The organism is Microcystis flos-aquae FACHB-1344, from assembly GCF_014698375.1.
Classification (GTDB): domain Bacteria; phylum Cyanobacteriota; class Cyanobacteriia; order Cyanobacteriales; family Microcystaceae; genus Microcystis; species Microcystis aeruginosa.
In genome coordinates this window covers 31,301-50,352 of sequence record NZ_JACJSW010000191.1, presented here as the reverse complement: position 1 = coordinate 50,352, position 19,052 = coordinate 31,301, and the positions used below count along the sequence as shown (strand labels likewise).

18 protein-coding genes and 1 pseudogene are annotated in these 19,052 nt (G+C 44.6%); 14 read left to right on the top strand and 5 right to left on the bottom strand.

Annotation, left to right across the window (positions count from 1 at the left end):
- Nucleotides 1-108, bottom strand: a pseudogene (locus H6G48_RS27655) (Uma2 family endonuclease); the annotation flags it as partial.
- A gap of 208 nt (nucleotides 109-316) precedes the next feature.
- Between H6G48_RS27655 and H6G48_RS19500 the strand changes: the two are divergent.
- Complete coding sequence (locus H6G48_RS19500; RefSeq protein WP_190722907.1) at nucleotides 317-1,600, top strand: TldD/PmbA family protein; 1,284 nt, start codon at nucleotides 317-319, stop codon at nucleotides 1,598-1,600.
- Between the two features lie 357 nt (nucleotides 1,601-1,957).
- Here the strand turns inward: H6G48_RS19500 and H6G48_RS19495 are convergent, their stop codons facing one another.
- Nucleotides 1,958-3,640, bottom strand: a complete 1,683-nt coding sequence (locus H6G48_RS19495; RefSeq protein ID WP_190722906.1) for a hypothetical protein — start codon at nucleotides 3,638-3,640, stop codon at nucleotides 1,958-1,960.
- A 216-nt stretch (nucleotides 3,641-3,856) separates the two neighbouring features.
- Between H6G48_RS19495 and bchD the strand changes: the two genes are divergently transcribed.
- The 6 genes from bchD to ispD all read left to right on the top strand — a co-directional run bounded on the left by bchD (nucleotide 3,857) and on the right by ispD (nucleotide 9,882).
- Nucleotides 3,857-5,854, top strand: coding sequence for a magnesium chelatase ATPase subunit D (gene bchD, locus H6G48_RS19490; RefSeq protein ID WP_190722905.1), 1,998 nt, complete (start codon nucleotides 3,857-3,859; stop codon nucleotides 5,852-5,854).
- 300 nt (nucleotides 5,855-6,154) lie between these two features.
- The gene (locus H6G48_RS19485) at nucleotides 6,155-6,658 is read left to right on the top strand and encodes a hypothetical protein (protein ID WP_190722904.1); all 504 of its coding nucleotides are present in this window, start codon (nucleotides 6,155-6,157) and stop codon (nucleotides 6,656-6,658) included.
- Between the two features lie 10 nt (nucleotides 6,659-6,668).
- A complete protein-coding gene (locus H6G48_RS19480; RefSeq protein ID WP_190722903.1) occupies nucleotides 6,669-7,559 on the top strand; it encodes a hypothetical protein in 891 nt (296 codons plus the stop codon).
- Between the two features lie 186 nt (nucleotides 7,560-7,745).
- Nucleotides 7,746-8,423, top strand: a complete 678-nt coding sequence (locus H6G48_RS19475; protein ID WP_190722902.1) for a hypothetical protein — start codon at nucleotides 7,746-7,748, stop codon at nucleotides 8,421-8,423.
- A gap of 235 nt (nucleotides 8,424-8,658) precedes the next feature.
- The gene (locus H6G48_RS19470; protein ID WP_147071284.1) at nucleotides 8,659-9,057 is read left to right on the top strand and encodes a DUF1824 family protein; all 399 of its coding nucleotides are present in this window, start codon (nucleotides 8,659-8,661) and stop codon (nucleotides 9,055-9,057) included.
- A 144-nt stretch (nucleotides 9,058-9,201) separates the two neighbouring features.
- Nucleotides 9,202-9,882 carry a 2-C-methyl-D-erythritol 4-phosphate cytidylyltransferase gene (gene ispD, locus H6G48_RS19465; RefSeq protein WP_190722901.1) on the top strand — a complete coding sequence of 227 codons (681 nt, stop codon included), beginning with the start codon at nucleotides 9,202-9,204 and terminating at the stop codon, nucleotides 9,880-9,882.
- On the opposite strand, the gene H6G48_RS19460 is transcribed toward ispD, so the two are convergent.
- A complete protein-coding gene (locus tag H6G48_RS19460; protein ID WP_190722900.1) occupies nucleotides 9,877-10,494 on the bottom strand; it encodes a serine O-acetyltransferase in 618 nt (205 codons plus the stop codon). The two genes, ispD and H6G48_RS19460, sit on opposite strands and share 6 nt — an antisense overlap.
- Before the next feature lie 104 nt (nucleotides 10,495-10,598).
- Between H6G48_RS19460 and H6G48_RS19455 the strand changes: the two genes are divergently transcribed.
- A complete protein-coding gene (locus H6G48_RS19455) occupies nucleotides 10,599-11,549 on the top strand; it encodes a glycosyltransferase family 2 protein (protein ID WP_190722899.1) in 951 nt (316 codons plus the stop codon).
- Nucleotides 11,550-11,604: 55 nt separating this feature from the next.
- Here H6G48_RS19455 and H6G48_RS19450 read toward each other — a convergent pair whose 3' ends face one another.
- On the bottom strand, nucleotides 11,605-11,778 hold the full coding sequence (locus tag H6G48_RS19450) for a type II toxin-antitoxin system HicB family antitoxin (RefSeq protein WP_190722898.1): 174 nt from the start codon (nucleotides 11,776-11,778) through the stop codon (nucleotides 11,605-11,607).
- A gap of 187 nt (nucleotides 11,779-11,965) precedes the next feature.
- On the opposite strand from H6G48_RS19450, the gene menB reads away from it, so the two are divergent.
- From menB to H6G48_RS19435, 3 genes are all read left to right on the top strand, one after another.
- Nucleotides 11,966-12,799, top strand: coding sequence for a 1,4-dihydroxy-2-naphthoyl-CoA synthase (menB, locus tag H6G48_RS19445; RefSeq protein WP_043999569.1), 834 nt, complete (start codon nucleotides 11,966-11,968; stop codon nucleotides 12,797-12,799).
- A gap of 233 nt (nucleotides 12,800-13,032) precedes the next feature.
- Nucleotides 13,033-13,335, top strand: coding sequence for an RNA recognition motif domain-containing protein (locus H6G48_RS19440; RefSeq protein WP_149985430.1), 303 nt, complete (start codon nucleotides 13,033-13,035; stop codon nucleotides 13,333-13,335).
- Nucleotides 13,336-13,453: 118 nt separating this feature from the next.
- The gene (locus tag H6G48_RS19435) at nucleotides 13,454-14,260 is read left to right on the top strand and encodes a TylF/MycF/NovP-related O-methyltransferase (protein WP_190722897.1); all 807 of its coding nucleotides are present in this window, start codon (nucleotides 13,454-13,456) and stop codon (nucleotides 14,258-14,260) included.
- A 279-nt stretch (nucleotides 14,261-14,539) separates the two neighbouring features.
- On the opposite strand, the gene H6G48_RS19430 is transcribed toward H6G48_RS19435, so the two are convergent.
- Entirely contained in the window at nucleotides 14,540-15,157 is a 618-nt protein-coding gene (locus H6G48_RS19430; protein WP_147071293.1) for a DedA family protein, read from the bottom strand.
- Between the two features lie 69 nt (nucleotides 15,158-15,226).
- Between H6G48_RS19430 and H6G48_RS19425 the strand changes: the two genes are divergently transcribed.
- From H6G48_RS19425 to H6G48_RS19415, 3 genes are all read left to right on the top strand, one after another.
- Nucleotides 15,227-15,766: a pentapeptide repeat-containing protein gene (locus H6G48_RS19425; RefSeq protein WP_002775354.1), complete on the top strand. Its 540-nt coding sequence runs from the start codon at nucleotides 15,227-15,229 to the stop codon at nucleotides 15,764-15,766.
- Between the two features lie 346 nt (nucleotides 15,767-16,112).
- The gene (locus tag H6G48_RS19420) at nucleotides 16,113-17,729 is read left to right on the top strand and encodes an ABC transporter substrate-binding protein (RefSeq protein ID WP_190722896.1); all 1,617 of its coding nucleotides are present in this window, start codon (nucleotides 16,113-16,115) and stop codon (nucleotides 17,727-17,729) included.
- 216 nt (nucleotides 17,730-17,945) lie between these two features.
- Nucleotides 17,946-18,728 (top strand): endonuclease/exonuclease/phosphatase family protein, encoded by a 783-nt coding sequence (locus H6G48_RS19415; protein WP_190722895.1) that lies wholly within the window; start codon nucleotides 17,946-17,948, stop codon nucleotides 18,726-18,728.
- The last annotated feature ends 324 nt before the right edge of the window (nucleotides 18,729-19,052 follow it).

Here is a 19,052-nt window from a genome sequence, read left to right as displayed (position 1 = left end):
ATCAAAAATTAAGTCTGTGGGGGGTGGGGGGGGTTCCCAGAAGTCCTCGAAATCTTCTTCTATCAGTGCCGGAGAGGTGGCAGTTTCGTCGCTTTTGGCAATCGTCATTTTTTCGGCCTCTCTAGGTGGGAGTATCCATGTTTTTGACTCTTGATCGATTCTATGATAACTTCATTACCAACTTGATCATCTTTGCTCAAAAATATTGATGAATAAGCAAAAATTTTTTAACTCGCCGCAGTCTTATTAGCAGCGTTTGCGCCGAAGTGCCGGGGCTTGAGATAATCAGATAGCTATTATCTCAAAAACTATCACCATGACGATCGATCCGCAACAACTCATCGAACTAGCTCTCAAATCGGGAGCGGTGGCAGCCGAAGTTTATCAATCTTCCTCCCTTTCCCATCCCGTTTTTTTTGAGGCTAATCGTCTCAAACAGCTAGAAAGTTCCGAATCTGTGGGAACTGCCTTAAGATTATGGCGCGAGGGTTGTCCGGGGTTAGCGGTGGGTTATGGTGATGTGGAACCGGAAATTTTAGTAGAAACGGCGTTAAATTTATCCTATCTCAATGCCCCGGAAGAAATCGAATTTTCGGCACCACGACAGGCAATCTATGACCCGATTGGGCAAGATGTGGCGGTAGAATCTTTAATCGAGATGGGTAATCAAATGATTGGCCATATTCGCCAAGTTTACCCTGAGGTTATTTGTAGTGGTGAATGGGAATGTGAACGGGAAATCACCCGTTTGGTTAATTCCCAGGGTTTATATTGTCAATATACCGATACAGCTTTGAGTTATTATCTGGGGATTGAATGGGTACGGGGGGAGGATTTTCTGGCGGTTTATGATGGAGAATATACTCGCAGTACACCTCATCCCGATACGGTAATTAAACAGTTATTGCAGCGACTACAATGGGCTGCCAATAATGTGGATAGTCCCACGGGTAAATTACCAATTTTATTGACTGCTAATGCAGTTACCCTGTTATGGGGTACGGTGGCGATGGCTTTAAATGGTAAACAGATCTTAGAAAAGTCTTCGCCCTGGAGTGATAAAATCGGTCAATTGGTGATGTCAGAAAAGTTGACTTTATCCCAACAACCCCAGCGAGAACCCTATAGTTGTCCCTTTGATGATGAGGGAACTCCCACCAAATTTTTATCTTTAATTGAGGGAGGTAGAGTTAAGGAATTCTATAGCGATCTTACCACGGCCAGATTATTAAAAACTCCTCCGACGGGAAACGGTTTTCGTCCTAGTTTAGGCGTTTATCCTCTGCCAGATTTGGTTAATTTAATCGTTGCACCTGGAGAGGGAACTTTAGAGGATTTAATCTCGCAAATAGACGAAGGCCTAGTTATCGACCAAATTTTAGGTCATGGGGCCGATATTTCCGGCGATTTTTCTGTCAATATCGATCTGGGTTATCGCATAGAAAAGGGCAAAATCACCGGACGAGTTAAAGATACAATGGTGACGGGAAATGTTTATACGGCTTTGCAAAATTTAATCGCTTTGGGGGCCGATAATCAATGGAATGGTTCCTGTTATACTCCCTCGCTAATTGTTGATAGTTTATCGGTGGTGGGGTAAAAATGTGGCGTTGTCAAATTGAAAGATGCTCCTAATCAGATGGGAACTGAAATTACTATGTGTAGGGCTAATTCATGAATTAGCCCTACAATAGGCGTTGTCAAATTGAAAGATGCTCCGAATCAGCACCGGAACTGAGATTAACTCAGCCTACTTTTTGGGGTTAATCTTTTTGGGCTTTATTTGACCTGAAAAGAGGGGGGTCGCAGGCAGGCACGGATTCCCATTCTATAAGAAATTATCTGTCAAGTCGTGGGGTTTTGTCAAGCTTTTTTGGAAAAAAAATTTAACTGATACTCAAGGGGAGAAAATTGTCGGCAGAAATATTATTTAATCCCCCCCGTGAATCGGTATTTTTCAGCTTGGCATTAACGCTTTAGTTGCCGAGGCACCAAGGCGATTTAATTGCCGATTAATTTGCCATCCGACGAGGGTTAAACCCAACCACTGACTGAAAATTGCCAAAGCGAAAGAGGGAAGTGTAGCGTATTTAGTAGCGGCAATGGGAAGAAGAGTAAAAAACCATAACAGCGGAGATTGACTGGGATTAACTCCCAAGACAGCGAAACAGAGGAAGGGGAAAATAATCAAAATGCCGATGCTAGTGGCTGCCAGCAAAGCGCGTTTATTTGTGCTGGCTAACATCAATAATTGGGCGATAGCGGCATAGACTAAAATCATGTTCATTGCCAAGAGAAACCCGGCTGCAGTGGCTAGTTTATATCCATCGAGAGGGGCGATAAAAATAGCGGGAAGGATGAATAAAATGGCAATGGCGACGTTAACAGCCATGGCTAGGGTAGAAGGGCTTTTTTCGCCAAAGATTACAGCTTTCCCCAGACTAATGCCCGTTTTTCCTTGCAGATGACGATAGCGAGTCCAATCTTGGAGAGTTTGACGAGGGGGAGTGAGGGCAAAAAGGATTAACAAGCCAAAAATCGCCACAAAAACGCTAAGAATCGCAAAATTATCGAAAATATACCTCGGTTGCAGAGTTTGGAAGACAAAACCTAGGCTAATAGTGCTAAAACAACCCATCATCCAGTAACTTTGGGGTTTACTAACAAGAGTAGCGAGGGGATTATGGAAGCGACGCTGGAGAATTCTGGTTAAACCGTAGGTGCAGAGGGAAAAATTGAGCAAAATTAAGCTAATACCCATTATAACCGATTGCCAGAGAGATTGACCGTACCAACGAAGGTCGAAGATTTGTGAGATTCCTAGATAGCGTACCGCATCGGGGGGGAGAAAGGTAGATTTAACTAGATAGGGGAGGACAAAACTAGGATTAAAGAGAATTAACCAATCAAAGGGGGTACGGGAACCACCATAGCCCGATAAAGTAAAAATACTGCTATAAAACACAAAGATTAAGACCGTAGCACTGCCTAACCAGGGTTGAAATCCTCCTAACCATGGCGTGGCTAAAGCGAAACTAAGGGCGGCATGATAGAAAAAGGCACAACTAGCGATTAGAACCGCGTAGAAGGCTAAAATTAACGACAAGGGAATACCTGCTAATAAACCCGCCCCCAAGTGAAAGGGTAAAGCGAGAAGACAGACGAGATAGAGGAGAATGGGAACCCCGAAAATTTTGCCGATAAAAATTGTTCTGGCGGGTTGGGGACTCAGACGGATAAAATTAAGTGTACCCCGGCGTTCTTCCCCAGAAAGATCGGCGATTAATTGATAGGTTCCCACCACTAAAAGAGCGAAAATGCCGGTAATGCTCAGAAAAGTGAAGATATCTAACCACCATAACCGGGAGATAATCATCCATTCACCATTTAAGTCTTGGATGCAGTATTTAATCCCACTATAGGGATAATAATCGTTGTTATTGGGGGGATTAGCGGTACAGTAACGACTAAATCCCTCCCCTACCGGCAAGAGATTTTGATAGTATAAATAAACTAATAATTGACCAACTAGGGAGATAATCGAGGCGATCGAGATATTTTTCGGGGTTAATCTTCCTTGCCATTCTCGCATAATTTGCGGGTTGGTTTCCGTAAGGCGATCGATTATTGTCGCTATCATATTTTTGTCCTCTCTACAGCCGTTATCAGGAGCTAATCCTAGATTAACCCGGCAACTTCTCGATCAGTTCGGGGAGGAAGAAATCCATCGAGAGCCGGCTAAGATTCCAGAAAAGGGAATCAAAAAAATTTTACTTGCGGGTCGAAGAAAAGGGAAAAGTGCCAGACCAGTGAGCTTCTGTTTTACACTAGAATTTGGCCGCCTGAATCTAGATCTATGCCCACTCTGACCCTCAATTTTCCCCTAACTGCCGTTGTCGGCCAAGAAGCGATTAAATTAGCCCTACTCTTAGCCGCCGTGGATCCCGCCCTGGGGGGTGTGGTAATTGCCGGTCGTCGGGGAACCGCCAAATCAGTCATGGCGCGAGCGATACATTCCTTACTGCCACCGATCGAAATTATCGCAGGTAATGTCTTTAATTGTGATCCCAACCATCCCGACGAATGGGACGATCGCACTAAAGAAGAATATAGCAGTGGAGAGGTCGCCACGGAAGTTATCCGGGCCCCTTTCGTGCAGATTCCCCTAGGAGTCACGGAGGATCGTTTATTGGGTTCCGTCGATGTGGAAGAATCGGTGAAACAGGGGGAACCAGTCTTTCAACCCGGTTTATTAGCCAGCGCCCATCGGGGAATTCTCTACATCGATGAAATTAATCTACTTGATGACCAAATTGCTAACCAATTACTAACGGTTTTAAGCGAAGGACGTAACCAAATCGAACGGGAAGGCATCAGTTTTCAACATCCCTGTAAACCGCTTCTGATCGCTACTTATAACCCAGAAGAAGGGGATTTACGACCCCATTTATTAGATAGAATTGCCATTGCTCTTTCCGCCGATGGTGTCCTTAGTTTAGACCAACGAGTCACCGCCGTCAATCAGGCGATCGAGTATGCTGTTTCTCCCACCGCTTTTATCGCCCAATATGCCCAAGAAATCGATGATCTAAAAACCGAAATTATTCTGGCGAGGGAATGGTTAAAAGAGGTAAAAATTAAACCCGAACAAATTAGTTATCTAGTGGAGGAAGCGGTGCGCGGTAGGGTAGAAGGTCATCGCGCCGAGATTTTTGCCGTGAGAGTAGCCAAGGCGGCCGCCGCTTTAGAAGGTCGGGATGTAGTCAGTGCCGATGACTTAAAAAGAGCCGTCGAATTAGTTATTGTACCTCGATCGCTGATTACGCCGCCACCCCCAGAACAGGAACAACAGCCACCACCACCGCCACCACCACCGGAACCGCCCCAAGACGAAAACCAGCAGGAACAGGAAGAAAAAGAGGAGGAGAAAGAGGAAGAAAAAGAACCAGAACAGCCCGATAATCTCCCGGAAGAATTTGTTTTCGACCCGGAAGGGGTTTTACTGGATCCCAGTGTGCTGTATTTTGCCCAGATGGCCCAGCGTCAGGGGAAATCGGGGGCGCGTAACCTGATTTTCTCGGAAGATAGGGGACGTTATATTAAGCCGATGTTACCCCGGGGCAAGGTGAAAAGAGTCGCCGTCGATGCCACTCTCCGGGCGGCCGCCCCCTATCAAAAAGCCCGTCGCTTGAGGAATCCCGAACGTCATGTGATTATAGAAGAAGGGGATCTGCGCTCAAAACGGCTGGCCCGCAAGGCCGGTTCTTTAATTGTCTTTGTGGTTGATGCCTCCGGTTCCATGGCCCTGAATCGGATGCAGTCGGCTAAAGGTGCGGTTATGCGTCTGTTAACGGAAGCTTACGAAAATCGCGACCAGATTGCCCTGATTCCTTTCCGGGGTGAGCGAGCAGATGTACTATTGCCACCGACCAAATCGATTACCCTAGCGAAAAAACGTCTAGAAACCCTGCCCTGTGGCGGCGGTTCCCCTTTAGCCCACGGTTTAACCCAAGCGGTTCATGTGGGGATGAATGCTCGTTTATCGGGGGATATCGGTCAAGTGGTGATTGTGGCGATTACCGACGGTAGAAGTAATATTCCTTTGGCGAAATCTTTAGGCGAACCGATTCCGGAGGGGGAAAAACCCGATATTAAGGCAGAACTGCTCGATATTGCCGCTAAAATTCGCTCTTTAGGCATTAAACTGCTGGTCATCGATACGGAGAAAAAATTCGTCTCCACTGGTTTTGCCAAAGAATTAGCCCTAAAAGCCGGGGGTAAATATTATCATCTACCCCGGGCCACGGAGCAAGCGATCGCATCTATGGCGCGAGGGGCAATTGCGGGACTGTAGCTGGGGTTTGCGGCAAAAAGTTTTTCCCGGGAGCAGGGTGTGGGGTGTTAGGGTATGGGGGAGAGGCGGCTTTTTGAGTTCTTCTGTCTCGGAGTCTCCTCACCTAAGGTCAGATTTTTGATTTTGGCAGGAGAGCTAATATTGAGATGTACTCCTAAAAATTAGTTATTGACTCGAATTTTGCTGATTTTCTGTTTTTTTCGGTCTGGTGTGAGAAAATCTAGAAAAACTTAACAATAATCAGCAATAAGCGAGAGATATACTACAAACAAACTTGAGCAAGTTTTAATTAAGAGAACTATGAACTTTCGATTTGGCAAAATCTTGATAGCAGGGGTATTGGCGGTACTTTTGCTAGTAACTTCCTGTGCTAAAGCTCCCTCGCAATTTGACCAAGCGCAACAGGAAAGTACCGCTCGCGGGGCGGCGGCAGTGGTGAAAGAATCCACCTCTGGCGGCAGTTTTAATCGGTTTTTCCCGCCTTCTGGGGGAGGATACGAGCGCATCTATACCCAGGAGAAAAAAGGCTTTGCTGAGGCAAAACTGAAGCAAGATGGCAAAGTTCTGGCTATGTTAGCCATATCTGACATCAGCAATAATCCCGCCGCGGCCAATAAATTCCAAGACAGTCAAACCACAATTAAAGGTTTTCCCTCTGTGGAACAGGGTGCAACCGCCAGCGCCGTTTTAGTCAATAATCGTTATCAAGTCAAGGTTTTATCGCGGGATGCGGATTTTACCGCCAGCGATCGCCAAGCTTGGTTAGCTAAGTTCGATTTAGATGGTCTAGCAAAATTAAAGTAAGGAGACATCCGTGAGTAAGCCAATTTTTGAACTGGTGGACGAATTACCGACGAATAATCTCACCGTCAAAGTTCTCAAAACCCTTGATTATGTCGTGCCGGGACAGTGGGATAACCTAGTCGGGTTTAAAAATACGATTATCACAGTCACCGGCGAAACCGACGAAAGCATGATCCAACAGATTGGCGATCGAGCCGTTTGGTTGTTTAATGATCAATCCCAGGGCTATCAACGGGCGCTCTGGCTCTACCAAACCATCGACAGCGCCGATAATGCCCTAGCCGCCGCCTCTCTTGCTAATGCCGTCGGTGGTAAAATTCCCCTCATGGGCGGTTTAATCGAAAAATTAACCCCTGCCCCCGAAAAAGCGCAAACCATCGATCTAACCTTGAAATTAGTGACCGAATTAGTCGCTTTTTGTCAAATCAATGGCATTCCGGGCGATAGTATCGATGATTTCGTCGCTTCTCTGGGAGATTATAGCGGCGAATCCCTGATGCGGATGGCGGCGTTAGTTTGTTTGGATGGTTTAATTCCCCTGGGGGGCAGTTTTATCCGCAAAGTGGAATCGGGCCTGAGCATTCTCACCCCGGAAGAATTAGAATCTAACTCCACTTTCGGCAGTATTAAAGAATTGATTCCGGGGGGAAATACTGCCAGAAAATTAGACTTTATCGGTCAAAGTTTCGACTCCACTAAAGGTTGGATGAGTGGTTTTGTCAGCGAGCGCAGTTTGAGCCAGCAGGGATTATTGAGCAAAATTCAGGGATTTATCGACTTTTCTGCCGACAAATTGGTATATGTTGGGGCATTCCTCGATATGACCACCAATTACTATGAACATACTGGTATTCAAACCCTGGCTCGTCGTTTAATCGAAAGAGCCGTGGCGGAAATTTAAGTGGCACCGGGGGCAGGGATGGACAGACCGATACCAAATCGGTTTTTAATACCATGATTAAGTCCCCATTCAACTTTAAAAACCCAGTTATGGATTGTTTCCCCCTGCTCCGGCACTCACCCACTTTCCTATACATTTTCCACAGGGTTTAGTATTATAATATCCCCTCCCTAGTCCCTCAAGGCCATGAATCAGGCACAACTTATCCATGCCGCTAAACTCCAGGATCCAGCCGCTATTATTGCTCTACTTAACCAAAGTCTCTTAACCAGAAAAATAGAGGTTGTTGAAGCCACCCCGCAAGAAAATGCCCTGACTCTAAAAGTTCAATCCAAAAATATACCCAATCAACACAAGTTATTACCTTTTTTGTCGGCAGAAATCAAAAGCTTGGGCATCGATGGATTAGAACAAGTGATCGTTTACGGTATGACCCAGGAATCCGATATCCCCGCTTGGCAAGAATCGATAACCCTGAGTCAAGATGATTTAATCGTCAATCGTGTCACCAAATTAAACTCTTTGCCGATAATAACCGCAGAAATCGCCGAAAATGACCGAGAAGATGCCCCAGAAGCTTTGGAAGACTCTGAAACAACCGAAGAAAAAGCCCTAGAGAAACCGGAGGAGTTCCCTGAAGCTGCTGAGAATATTGTGGCGACTGGTGAGGGATTTTTTCCATCTCATCGGAGACAATCCTCTTTTCCCCTCAGTATAATTTTGCCTTACCTAGCGATTGGTTTTGGTGCTGGAATTATTATAGGTGCTTACTTTGGCTATCAAAACGGAGTGAGTTATACTAAATCCGTTGAGCATAGGCTACATATCAGGACAGGCACTAATGCAATAGGCAATGGGCAATAGGGGGAATAAATAATCATTCTTTAATAACCGGATTTAGTGTGAAATGCCCGCACAACCCGGAGCGATCGAACAACCCCGATAAATTTTCCTGTCCCCAACCTGATATGATAAGACCAATGCAAAATTTTCCTATCTCTAAACCCCAATGATTTAGGGCTTTTTTCTTGGGAATTTGTCGGTAAGGACAGCAGCAACAGTTGATTTTTTATCTTTAGCCCCACATATCTAACCGCTCATGTCTATGGAAGAAGCCTTGAAACTCCTAAAAGAATATGGATGTATTCAACTAAAAATTGCCCAATCCCCTGAAGAAGAAGAAGCTCTAAGACAGGCAATTTTATTAGTTAACCAAGGTTCGGAATCAATTAACTTAGGTATCTGTGCCGATAACAATGAAGAGGGATTTAAAGCCCTGAAAAGTTATCTACAAGCCCTGGGATACCCCCTACCTAATAGTCTCCCAGAAGACCACCCAGAACCAGGAGCGGTGTATATTAAATACAATACCCAAAGACAAGCTTCCTATCTCGATTCCTATACGGGAACCTATCGCGGTGTCCTGGTTTCTTGTCAGTCAGAAAATGATCAATTAGTCGGTACTTATGGTCACTTTCCCCTCGATTTATTCTCTTAAGAGGCATAGTTTTTGGGTTATTTAAGCGATTAACCATCAGCCGGACAGTGATTACTGTTTACAAATAAGAGGCAAAAAGCTCCCCACTCCTGTCCACTGAATTCTCTTTCCTGACTCTTGTTAACTTTTTACCTGAAAAAAAATATGTATTTGTTAATTCCAGCAGCGGGAATGGGTAAACGGATGGGCAGCGATCGCAATAAGTTACTGCTCACCCTGCACGGAAAACCTCTCCTGGCTTGGACTTTGCTGGCTGCCATGGAATCGAGGGCAATTATCTGGATTGGCATCATGGCACAACCGGAAGACTTTGAGGAGATCCGAGAAATTATCACCCCTATAAATGCCCTTAAACCCGTGCAAATCATCCAAGGAGGCGAAACCAGACAAAAATCGGTTTACAATGGCTTACAAGCCCTACCAGAGGGGGCTGAGACGGTTTTAATTCACGATGGGGCGCGCTGTTTAGCCACTCCCGAATTATTCGATCGCTGTGCCGCCGCTTTAGCCACTTGTCAGGGTTTCATTGCGGCGATTCCGGTGAAAGATACGATTAAAATTGTCGATAGCAAGGGCTGGATTGAGGATACACCGGATCGATCGCGGTTGTGGGCGGCCCAAACACCCCAGGGTTTTCAGGTAAAATTATTAAAAGAATGTCATGAACAGGGCCGAAAATTAGCTTGGGAAGTCACCGACGATGCTGCCTTATTAGAAAAATGTGGTTTTCCCGTCAAAATTGTCGTCGGTGAAGAAACTAACTTAAAAATTACGACTCCGGGGGATCTGGCAATTGCCGAATATATTTTAAGTCAACGTTTATAATTTTTCATCTACTTTAACGCCGTCCCGTTTAACAATACGAGCGGGAATACCCACCACCACACAATTAGCTGGAACATCTTTGACTACCACTGAATTTGCGCCCACGGTGACATTATCGCCGATGGTAATGTTTCCCAAGACTTTAGCGCCGGCGGTAATCCTGACATTATTGCCAATTTTGGGGCGACCGCTTTTATCTTTATAGCCAATTGTTACCTGTTGATTAATCCAACAGTTATCGCCCAAATCCGCCATAACAATCGTACTAAAACCGTGTTGAATAAATAATCCTTTGCCAATCGAACAAGAAGAATCTAGAAATAAATAGGAACTTTCTCGATAGAAAAACCTAAGAATATACATAAAAAAACGGCTGAATGAACCCCCTTGAAAAAGACGACAATAATATAAATTTCTAAATTCTTTTGCCTCCAGACACAGAGCTAACAATTGTAACCAATCTGCTCTTTTTTCCCGGCCTAATAACTCTACCCAACGCCGCACATCACCTAAGATAAGTTCTCGATTGTTAGCTACCTGAAAAGCAATGATTAAGGGTGAGAGCCAAAGAATACCCACATAGAAAAATAATTTTCGGAAGAAACTTTTCATCGTTGGTTTAAAATAAGTGACAATAGACTTGCTTTTTGTTGCTATTGATTATAGTAGTATTGTAGCGAATAGTTCAACCGTCCCCCGTTTATTGGACTCCAACGATGTCAACTACCTTGCAGTTCTTGCCCGAAGTATCCGTGATCGTGCCAATTTATAACGGAGAGAAAGATCTACCCCCTCTCATTGATTGTTTAGCCAAACAGACCTATCCCCGTCAATTAGTTGAATATATTTTAGTTGATAATAATAGTAGCGATCGCACAGCAGAATTATTAGGAAAGGCAGCAGAAGAACAGCGGGGACTGAACCTGATCATTTTAAGCGAAAATCAGATACAAAGCTCCTACGCTGCTCGTAACAAGGGGATCAAAAGCGCTCGTTATCCTTTTTTGGTCTTTACCGATGCCGATTGTCGTCCCGCACCGCAATGGTTGACAGAATTGATCCAACCCTTTAGTGATCCTAACATCGGTCTGGTAGCGGGTGAAATTGCTGCCTTAACTGGTTCAACTTGGTTGGAAAAGTATGCAGAACGTCGTCACTTTATGTCACCAAAATTTCTTTTAGAACATTCTTTTTGTCCCTACGGTCAAACTGCTAACCTCGCTATTCTTCGAGAAGCTTTTCAAAAAGTTGGTTTATTTCGTCCTTATTTAACTACTGGTGGTGATGCCGATATCTGTTGGCGTATTCAACAACAAACCGACTGGCAATTAACCTACGCACCAGAGGCAATTATTTACCATCGTCATCGTTCCACCTTAGAAGACTTAAGAAGTCAATTAAAACGTTACGGGCGATCAAATCGCTATCTTCACGAATTGTATGGTGTCGAATTGATGCGACCTTTAACCAATCAAGAGTTATTTTTTACTCTCGGTCGTTGGTTATTAAAAGAGCTACCAGAAAATACTCTCAAGTTACTGTTTGGTAAAGCAGATTTAGTAGATTTATTGGCTACTCCCCTCGATTTAATTGGGTTTCAGTCCCGCAGCCAAGGACAAGCCACGGCTAAACTACCCGAAAAAGCTAAAGAAATCGAATGGCTTTAATTCAGTTATCAGTTATCAGTTATCAGTTATCAGATGGAAGTTTTCAGTTCAATGATTACTGATTACTGATTAAGGTTTCCTCTATGGTTTCTCCCTGAGTGAAACATCCTGGAATATCCTTGATTTCTGATACATATCCCTCGTCATCATCAGGATAAATTGTTATTGGATATTTTAACCCCAAATAAAACTCTAATGATTCAAGCTTAGTTTTATTACTTGTACTCATATTTTTACCTCTTTAAAGTTAGCAAATAGGATAAATATATTTTCAATCAATACTCAGAAAACATCAAGAAGGGAATCAGCTTTAAACCTTTTCGGTCAACTATCCATTCCCCTATTCTGGCGCTCCAGGCTTCAAAGTGGGGGACAAAATAGGGTAAGGTAAAAAAGCTGTGCCGATAACCGAGACTATGACCGTTGAATGGCAATCCGTCAAAACCTACGAGGATATTCTTTACCATAAATGGGGGGGAATCGCCAAAATTACCATCAATCGCCCCCATAAGCGTAATGCCTTCCGTCCGAAGACAGTTTTTGAGCTTTACGACGCTTTCTGTGATGCTCGCGAGGATGCCCGCATTGGGGTAGTATTGCTCACGGGTGCAGGTCCCCACAGCGACGGCAAATATGCTTTTTGTTCCGGCGGCGATCAGACGGTGCGCGGTCAGGCGGGTTATATTGGCGATGATGGCGTACCCCGGCTCAATGTGCTGGATTTACAGAAATTAATTCGCTCCATCCCCAAGGTAGTTATCGCGCTGGTGGCAGGTTATGCGGTCGGGGGCGGTCATGTTTTGCACTTGGTTTGTGATTTAACCTTAGCGGCGGATAACGCCATTTTCGGCCAGACCGGTCCGAAAGTGGGCAGTTTTGACGGCGGTTTTGGCTCTAGTTATCTGGCCCGGGTAGTCGGTCAGAAAAAGGCTCGCGAGATTTGGTTTCTCTGTCGGCAGTATAACGCCCAACAAGCTTTAGAAATGGGTTTGGTTAACCATGTCGTCCCGGTGGAGGAATTAGAGCGGGAAGGGATTAAATGGTCCTTAGAAATTCTCGAAAAAAGTCCCTTGGCGATTCGCTGCCTAAAATCGGCTTTTAATGCTGATTGTGATGGTCAAGCGGGTTTACAGGAGTTAGCGGGCAATGCCACTTTACTCTACTATATGACCGCCGAAGGAGCCGAAGGTAAACAGGCTTTCCTGGAAAAACGTCCCCCCGATTTTAGTCAATATCCTTGGCTACCCTAATCAGTGATCAGTAAACAGTAATCAGTGAAAAGAAAGCAGAAAACTGCCCTATAATACTGCTCACTTAATACTCCATATTCCTACTGATCACTGATAAGCTATGCTAGTTTAGAGAGAGTAGTTAGGTTCGGTAGCAGCATTGGTTTCAAACAGAAGTGGTTTTTCCCTGATGGCCTTGACTGGGTTGTGTCCGATCTCCTTCTCGAAATGGCTGTGATATTGGGAGACAATCCATGACGATTTACGTTGGTAATCTGGTTTATGACGTCACGACAGATGACTTGAAAGAGGTATTCGCTGAATACGGCACAGTTAGTCGCGTTTACTTGCCCGTGGATCGGGAAACGGGTAAAATGCGCGGTTTTGGTTTTGTGGAAATGTCCTCCGAGGAGGAAGAAGCAAAAGCGATCGAAACTCTTGACGGGGCCGAATGGATGGGACGACAGATGAAAGTCAACAAAGCTCGTCCCAAAGAAGATAATTTTGGTGGTGGTGGCGGCGGTGAGCGCAAAAACTCCGGGCGCCGCGAACGTTAAACAGATTATTTTAAAATTCCAGAAGCGGTTATTTCTGATAACCGCTTTCTTATCGATAATTAATAAATCTGCGTTTCTTTTCTAAGATACTAATGCCCATTTTAAATGTGTAACAGCTATGAATGATCAATCCATTGCTCCGATTTCGTCCTCGATCGAGGATGAACCACTCCACCGGACATCGGAGCTGCCGATCTGGTTCGATAATTTCGCCAATCTGGCACAGGCCTACGAGGGGAGGCTCAACGAATCCGAACCCGTAATAGAGCCTAACGATCTTCGTCTGCATCTATTAACCAGATTACTCGGCACGCCTCCTTCAGAGGCCTATTATCTCGTGCAGGGTTTGGGCCGGTGTCGAGAGATAGAGGGCGATGTGTGCGAGTTTGGTGTGGCGCAGGGAGAAACCTCCGCGCTGATCGCCAATGAAATCGCTGGAACGGACAAGACCTTACATCTATTCGATTCCTTTGAAGGGTTGCCCGCCCCCTCGGAAAAAGATCGCTTGCTCCACGATATTTTCGATTTGGGGAATATGGAAGCCTATAGGGGAAAAATGCGATGCCGTGAGGGAATGGTTCTAGAGCGATTGCGGAAGATTTCTTTTCCCGAACATCGCTATGTAATTCACAAAGGATTTTTCGATCGAATCCTCGATCGAGGGGAAAATTTACCAGCGAGGGTTTCTTTCGCCTATGTGGATTTCGATCTGTACGAACCAATCAAACAGGTACTAGAGTTTCTCCACCCGATCACCCCCCCCGGAGCGATTATCATCGTCGATGACTACGGTTTCTTTTCTTCGGGCCCAAAGACGGCTGTAGATGAATTTATTCAAGATAAAAATGATCGGGAAAAGGTCTATGAGTACATGATTCCAGATAGTCGATACGGACATTTCATCGTTTTGACGAAAAAAGGCTAACGGACGCAAAGATATCCGTTCGTCTGTAGCCGTAAATTGCCTGTGAATATCCAGTTTGTCGGGGGTAAATACAGAACCAAATCCTCTTTAAATCTCTTTAAAACTGCTCATTTGTCTGGCTGGACAGCTAAAATGAGAAACTTTTGGCAGACATAGATTATAAACTACCTCAACCTCAGCGCAAGCGGGTTGAGGTTTTCTGTGGCCCTAAGTCGTCAAATAGACTAAGCAACACGGCAGTTGCTCTACTTGGGGAAACCCCAAGACCGCCTCCTGGCCTTAAACCGACGTTTTCCGTGACTCAAGGATGGGGTGGATAATTGTCCAGGCCAGGACGATAATTAAAGCCAAGATACCAAAACGAGCCATAGAACTGACTAACTGGTGCAAGGGGAACAAACGGCCTAAAAAGAAGGATAATGTCACCATAATCGTCGCCCACACCGTTGCTCCACCGAGATTACAGAGGAAAAAGCGACCGTAGGGCATTCGGGCAATTCCCGCCATTGGACCGGCAAAGATTCTTAACAGGGCCACGAAGCGACCGAAAAAGACCGCCCGGGGTGCATTTTTACTAAATTGTTCCTTGGCTAATTCTAGTTTTTGAGGTGGAATCCGAAAGAATTTGCCAACTTTTAACAAAAACGGCCAACCCCCAGCGCGACCGAGCCAATAGCCAAAATTATCGCCTAAAACTGCTCCTGTAATTGCGCTGACTAAAACTAACCAATAGTTCAAATCACCGCTACCGGCAAGGAAGCCGCCCACAATGGTGATGGTTTCCCCGGGGATGGGAATCCCGGTATTTTCGAGGGTGATGCCGACAAATACTGCCCAGTATCCGTATTGGTGGGCGATTTCTTCAATATTTTCTAGGGATAATAGCTCTAGGGACATGGAGCGCTTTCTTAACAAAGGTTTACGAATATTCTAAGATATTTTTACAGGATTTAACCGTGGCTGAACATGACTTTTCCCAGTATTGATTTATTAGCAATTCGTCAGGGTGAGATAAAAGATTTAGCGGGCATGAATTTGGCAGGGGCTGATTTAGCGGGGGCCGACCTAGCAGGGGCGAATTTACGGGCAAATTTACGCGGTGCTGACCTGACCGGGGCAAATTTAAGGGGAGCAGATTTTCGTAATGCCGATTTACGCGGGGCAATTCTCCTCGATGCGATCGTGACTGGGGCAAGTTTGGCCGGCGCTTTTTTAGCTGGGGCGGTTTTTAATCATCTAGATTTGTCCGGGGCGGATTTTCGCGGTGTCGATGGCCGGGGAGTGAGTTTTGTCGGGGCGATTTTAACCCAAGCGGATTTTACTAGCGCTAATCTTTCTGGGGCAGATCTGTCGGCAACTGATTTAGAGGAAGCAATTTTTTTCGGGGCGATTTTACGCGGAACAAATTTTACTGATGCCAATCTTCTTTGTGCTAGTTTAGCCTCGGCAGTAACCACGGGGGCAATTTTCGATCGAGCTTGTTTAGAAGGGACAGGATTAACCTAAATGGCTGATAGATAAAAGAAGATGAGTTTCTAATTAGTTGCTGTCACCTGATCTAGGTTGAAAAATCTGACCCATTCCCCTGTTTATCTACCTCCATGGCTCCAGCTATCCTGAACCATTTAACACTTTTTCGTCCCTGGCTCTTCTTCTTGGCCAAATTGATCAAGTTTTTGCCATTCTCGACCGGAAAATTTAATTTAATTGTCCGGGTAATCAGTCCAGTTATTGAAGAATTTTACCCAACCAATTAAGCAATCAACCTAGTTCCTTAAGGGAACCTAGGGAAAAAGATTATCCTCAAAAATGATAGGATTGATTGATACCTAGCTGCCGTTAATCGCCATCGATGAGACCTTTACGCCAACTTTACCGCTATTTAAGTTTATTTTGCCTCTGTCTTCTTCTGACCGTGGGCTGTCAGTCCACTAATTCCAATTTACCACAACGAGATAGCGATCGCCTGATGATCGGGACAACCCTAAAACCACGCTCGATCGATCCTGCCGATAGTTATGAGTTAGCAGGACTTTTTATTATTTATAATCTCGGTGAAACTCTCTACACCTACGCGGAAGGAACCACTAATTTAAAGCCTCTCCTTGCCACGGAATTGCCCGAAATTAGCCCCGATGGTTTGACCTATACTATCCCAGTACGTCGAGGAGTTATTTTTCATGATGGCACGGTTTTTAACGCAGAGGCGATGAAGTTTTCCCTAGAAAGATTTATCAAAAATGGTGGTGAACCTTCCTTTCTTCTCCGGGATACAATTGATAAAATCACTGCTACCAAAGAAGACGAAATTACTATTAAACTAACCAGACCTTTTGCCGCCTTTCCCGCTCTTTTAGCTTACCCCGGAGCCTGTGCAGTTTCACCCAAATTTTATCAAATTGGCGAGGGTAAATTTAAACCTGAAGAATTTATCGGCACGGGACATTATCGATTAAAAGCAGTTACCAGCGATTCTTTTAGTTTAGAAGCCTTCGATCGCTATTGGGGAGAACCGGCCAAAAATAAGGGAGTTAATGTTCAAATTTATCTCTCGAATCCTGCCAATTTATTCAACGGTTTTCAGACGGGTGCGGTGGATATTGCCTATCAATCTTTACTCCCTCCTCAAGTGAGAAAATTACGCACAGAAGCGGCGCAGGGAAAATGGCAAGCCATCGAATCTTCTGGGGCAGCAATTAACTTTATGAGCGTCAATCTCAAAAGTGAACCCACCAACAATATTTTAGTGCGACAAGCCATTGCTTCTCTAGTCGATCGAGATTTACTTAATGAGCGCATTTTACAAGGTCAAGGCATCCCTCTTTTTAGTCTCATTCCTACTACTTTTTCCGAGTCACAACCGGTGTTTAAAGAGCGCTATGGCAACCATAATATAGAGCAAGCTAAACAATTACTAAAAGCCGCTGGTTATAGTCCAGAAAAACCCGCAATTGTAGAAGTTTGGCACTCCTCGGGATCGATTACTTCCAGCAGCGTGGCGGCAGTGATGAAAGCCCTATCAAAACGGGATTTAGATAATAGGATTCAATTTGAACCCAATAGTATCCTAGGAGCGGCCTTTTTCCGTAATATTAGCCAGGGACTTTATACCACTGCCCTATCTAATTGGTATCCAGATTTTTTGGATGCAGATAACTATATTTATCCCTTTTTAGATTGTGCTAAAGGTTCCCCAGAAACTGGCTGCGAAGAAGGAGGATCGCAAAGTCAAGGCTCATTTTTTTATAGTCAAGAAATGAATCAATTAATCGCACAATCCCGTCGGGAAAGTAACCCAGCCAAAAGAAAGCAAATTTTTGGCAAAATTCAAGAAATTCTCGCCGATGAAGTTCCCTATATTCCCCTTTGGCAAACCAAGGAATACGCTTTTGCTCGCCATGGCATCACGGGGGTTATCATCAATCCCAGTCAGACTTTTCCCTTCTGGACAATTGCCAAAAAATCCTGATAATTAATTATTAGGAGTTAGGAGTCAGGAGTCAGTATTCAGTATTCAGGTGATAGGGTGGTCACTGCGTGCGCGTTGCGGAGGGTTTTGGGGTGATAGGGTGATGAGACAGCTTCCCCACTTCCCCACTTCCCCACTTCCCCACTTCCCCACTTCCCCACTTCCCCACTTCCCCACTTCCCACTCCCGATTCCCTTCCTCATTCTCCATTTTCCTATGAAACTAACAGCAATGTCCTTTAATATTCGCTACGATAAACCCGATCCCGATGAGCGTAATTGGCGAGTAAGAAGGGAAGCAGTAGCGGCTTTAATTGCTCACTATTCTCCTGATATAATTGGTACTCAGGAAGCTCGCGCTAATCAACTATTGGATCTACACCGTTTATTGCCAAAATACCAAAGTTTAGGCGGCGATCGCAGGGGGACAGGATTAGATGAACATTGTGCGATTTTATATCAACCAAGTCGGTTAAAATGTTTGGAAATATACGAATTTTGGCTATCAGAAACTCCCGATATTATTGGCAGTATCACTGAAGCTTGGGGTAATCCTTATCCCCGCATGGTAACGGGGGCTAAATTTGGCACTCTTGAGGGGCAAACTTTGCAGTTTTATAATACCCATCTCGATTACTATAGCGACCAAGCTAAGGACTTAGGGGCTAAGTGCATACAAGAGCATTTTTGTCAACTAGATTTAACAGAAGATTACCTATTTTTAACGGGGGATTTTAATGTTAATGCTCAGCAATTACCCCGTCAGATTTTAACTCAACCTCTCCGGCAAGAAATTAAATTAAAGGACGCTTTAGCAGATTGGGAATTAGCAGAACAAATGAGCTTTAATAATTACAGCGATACCGCTTATTTAGCCATCGATACAATTTATTATGATAGCCGTTTGCAGTTAGATTGGGCAAAAGTAGATCGTTCTCGTTGGTTGAATCTTATTCCTTCCGATCATTATCCCGTAATTGCTGCTTTTACCTTGCCCTAAAAATAGATGATTTTTGTATTTAGCAAATATATAGAGGCTGAAAGCTTCAGCAGGCTCTGGTGATTCGATGGTTAAATTTGTTAATTTTTTTGCCGTTTAAAAAAATTAACAATAAGCGCAAGCCTTGCCAGATATAGATCGCTCTCAATGGCGAAACCAATAATAATTAGGGTCTGCTGAAAAAGTTTTTCCTGGGGGTAGGAGTCAGGAGTCAGGAGTCAGGAGCCGCTCGTTTCAGGCTTTGTTGCCCTTGTTTTTTGTACCAAGCGATGTACTACAAGAAGGATAATGCAAGGTTTTTGAAAGTCCCAATCCTATTTTCTT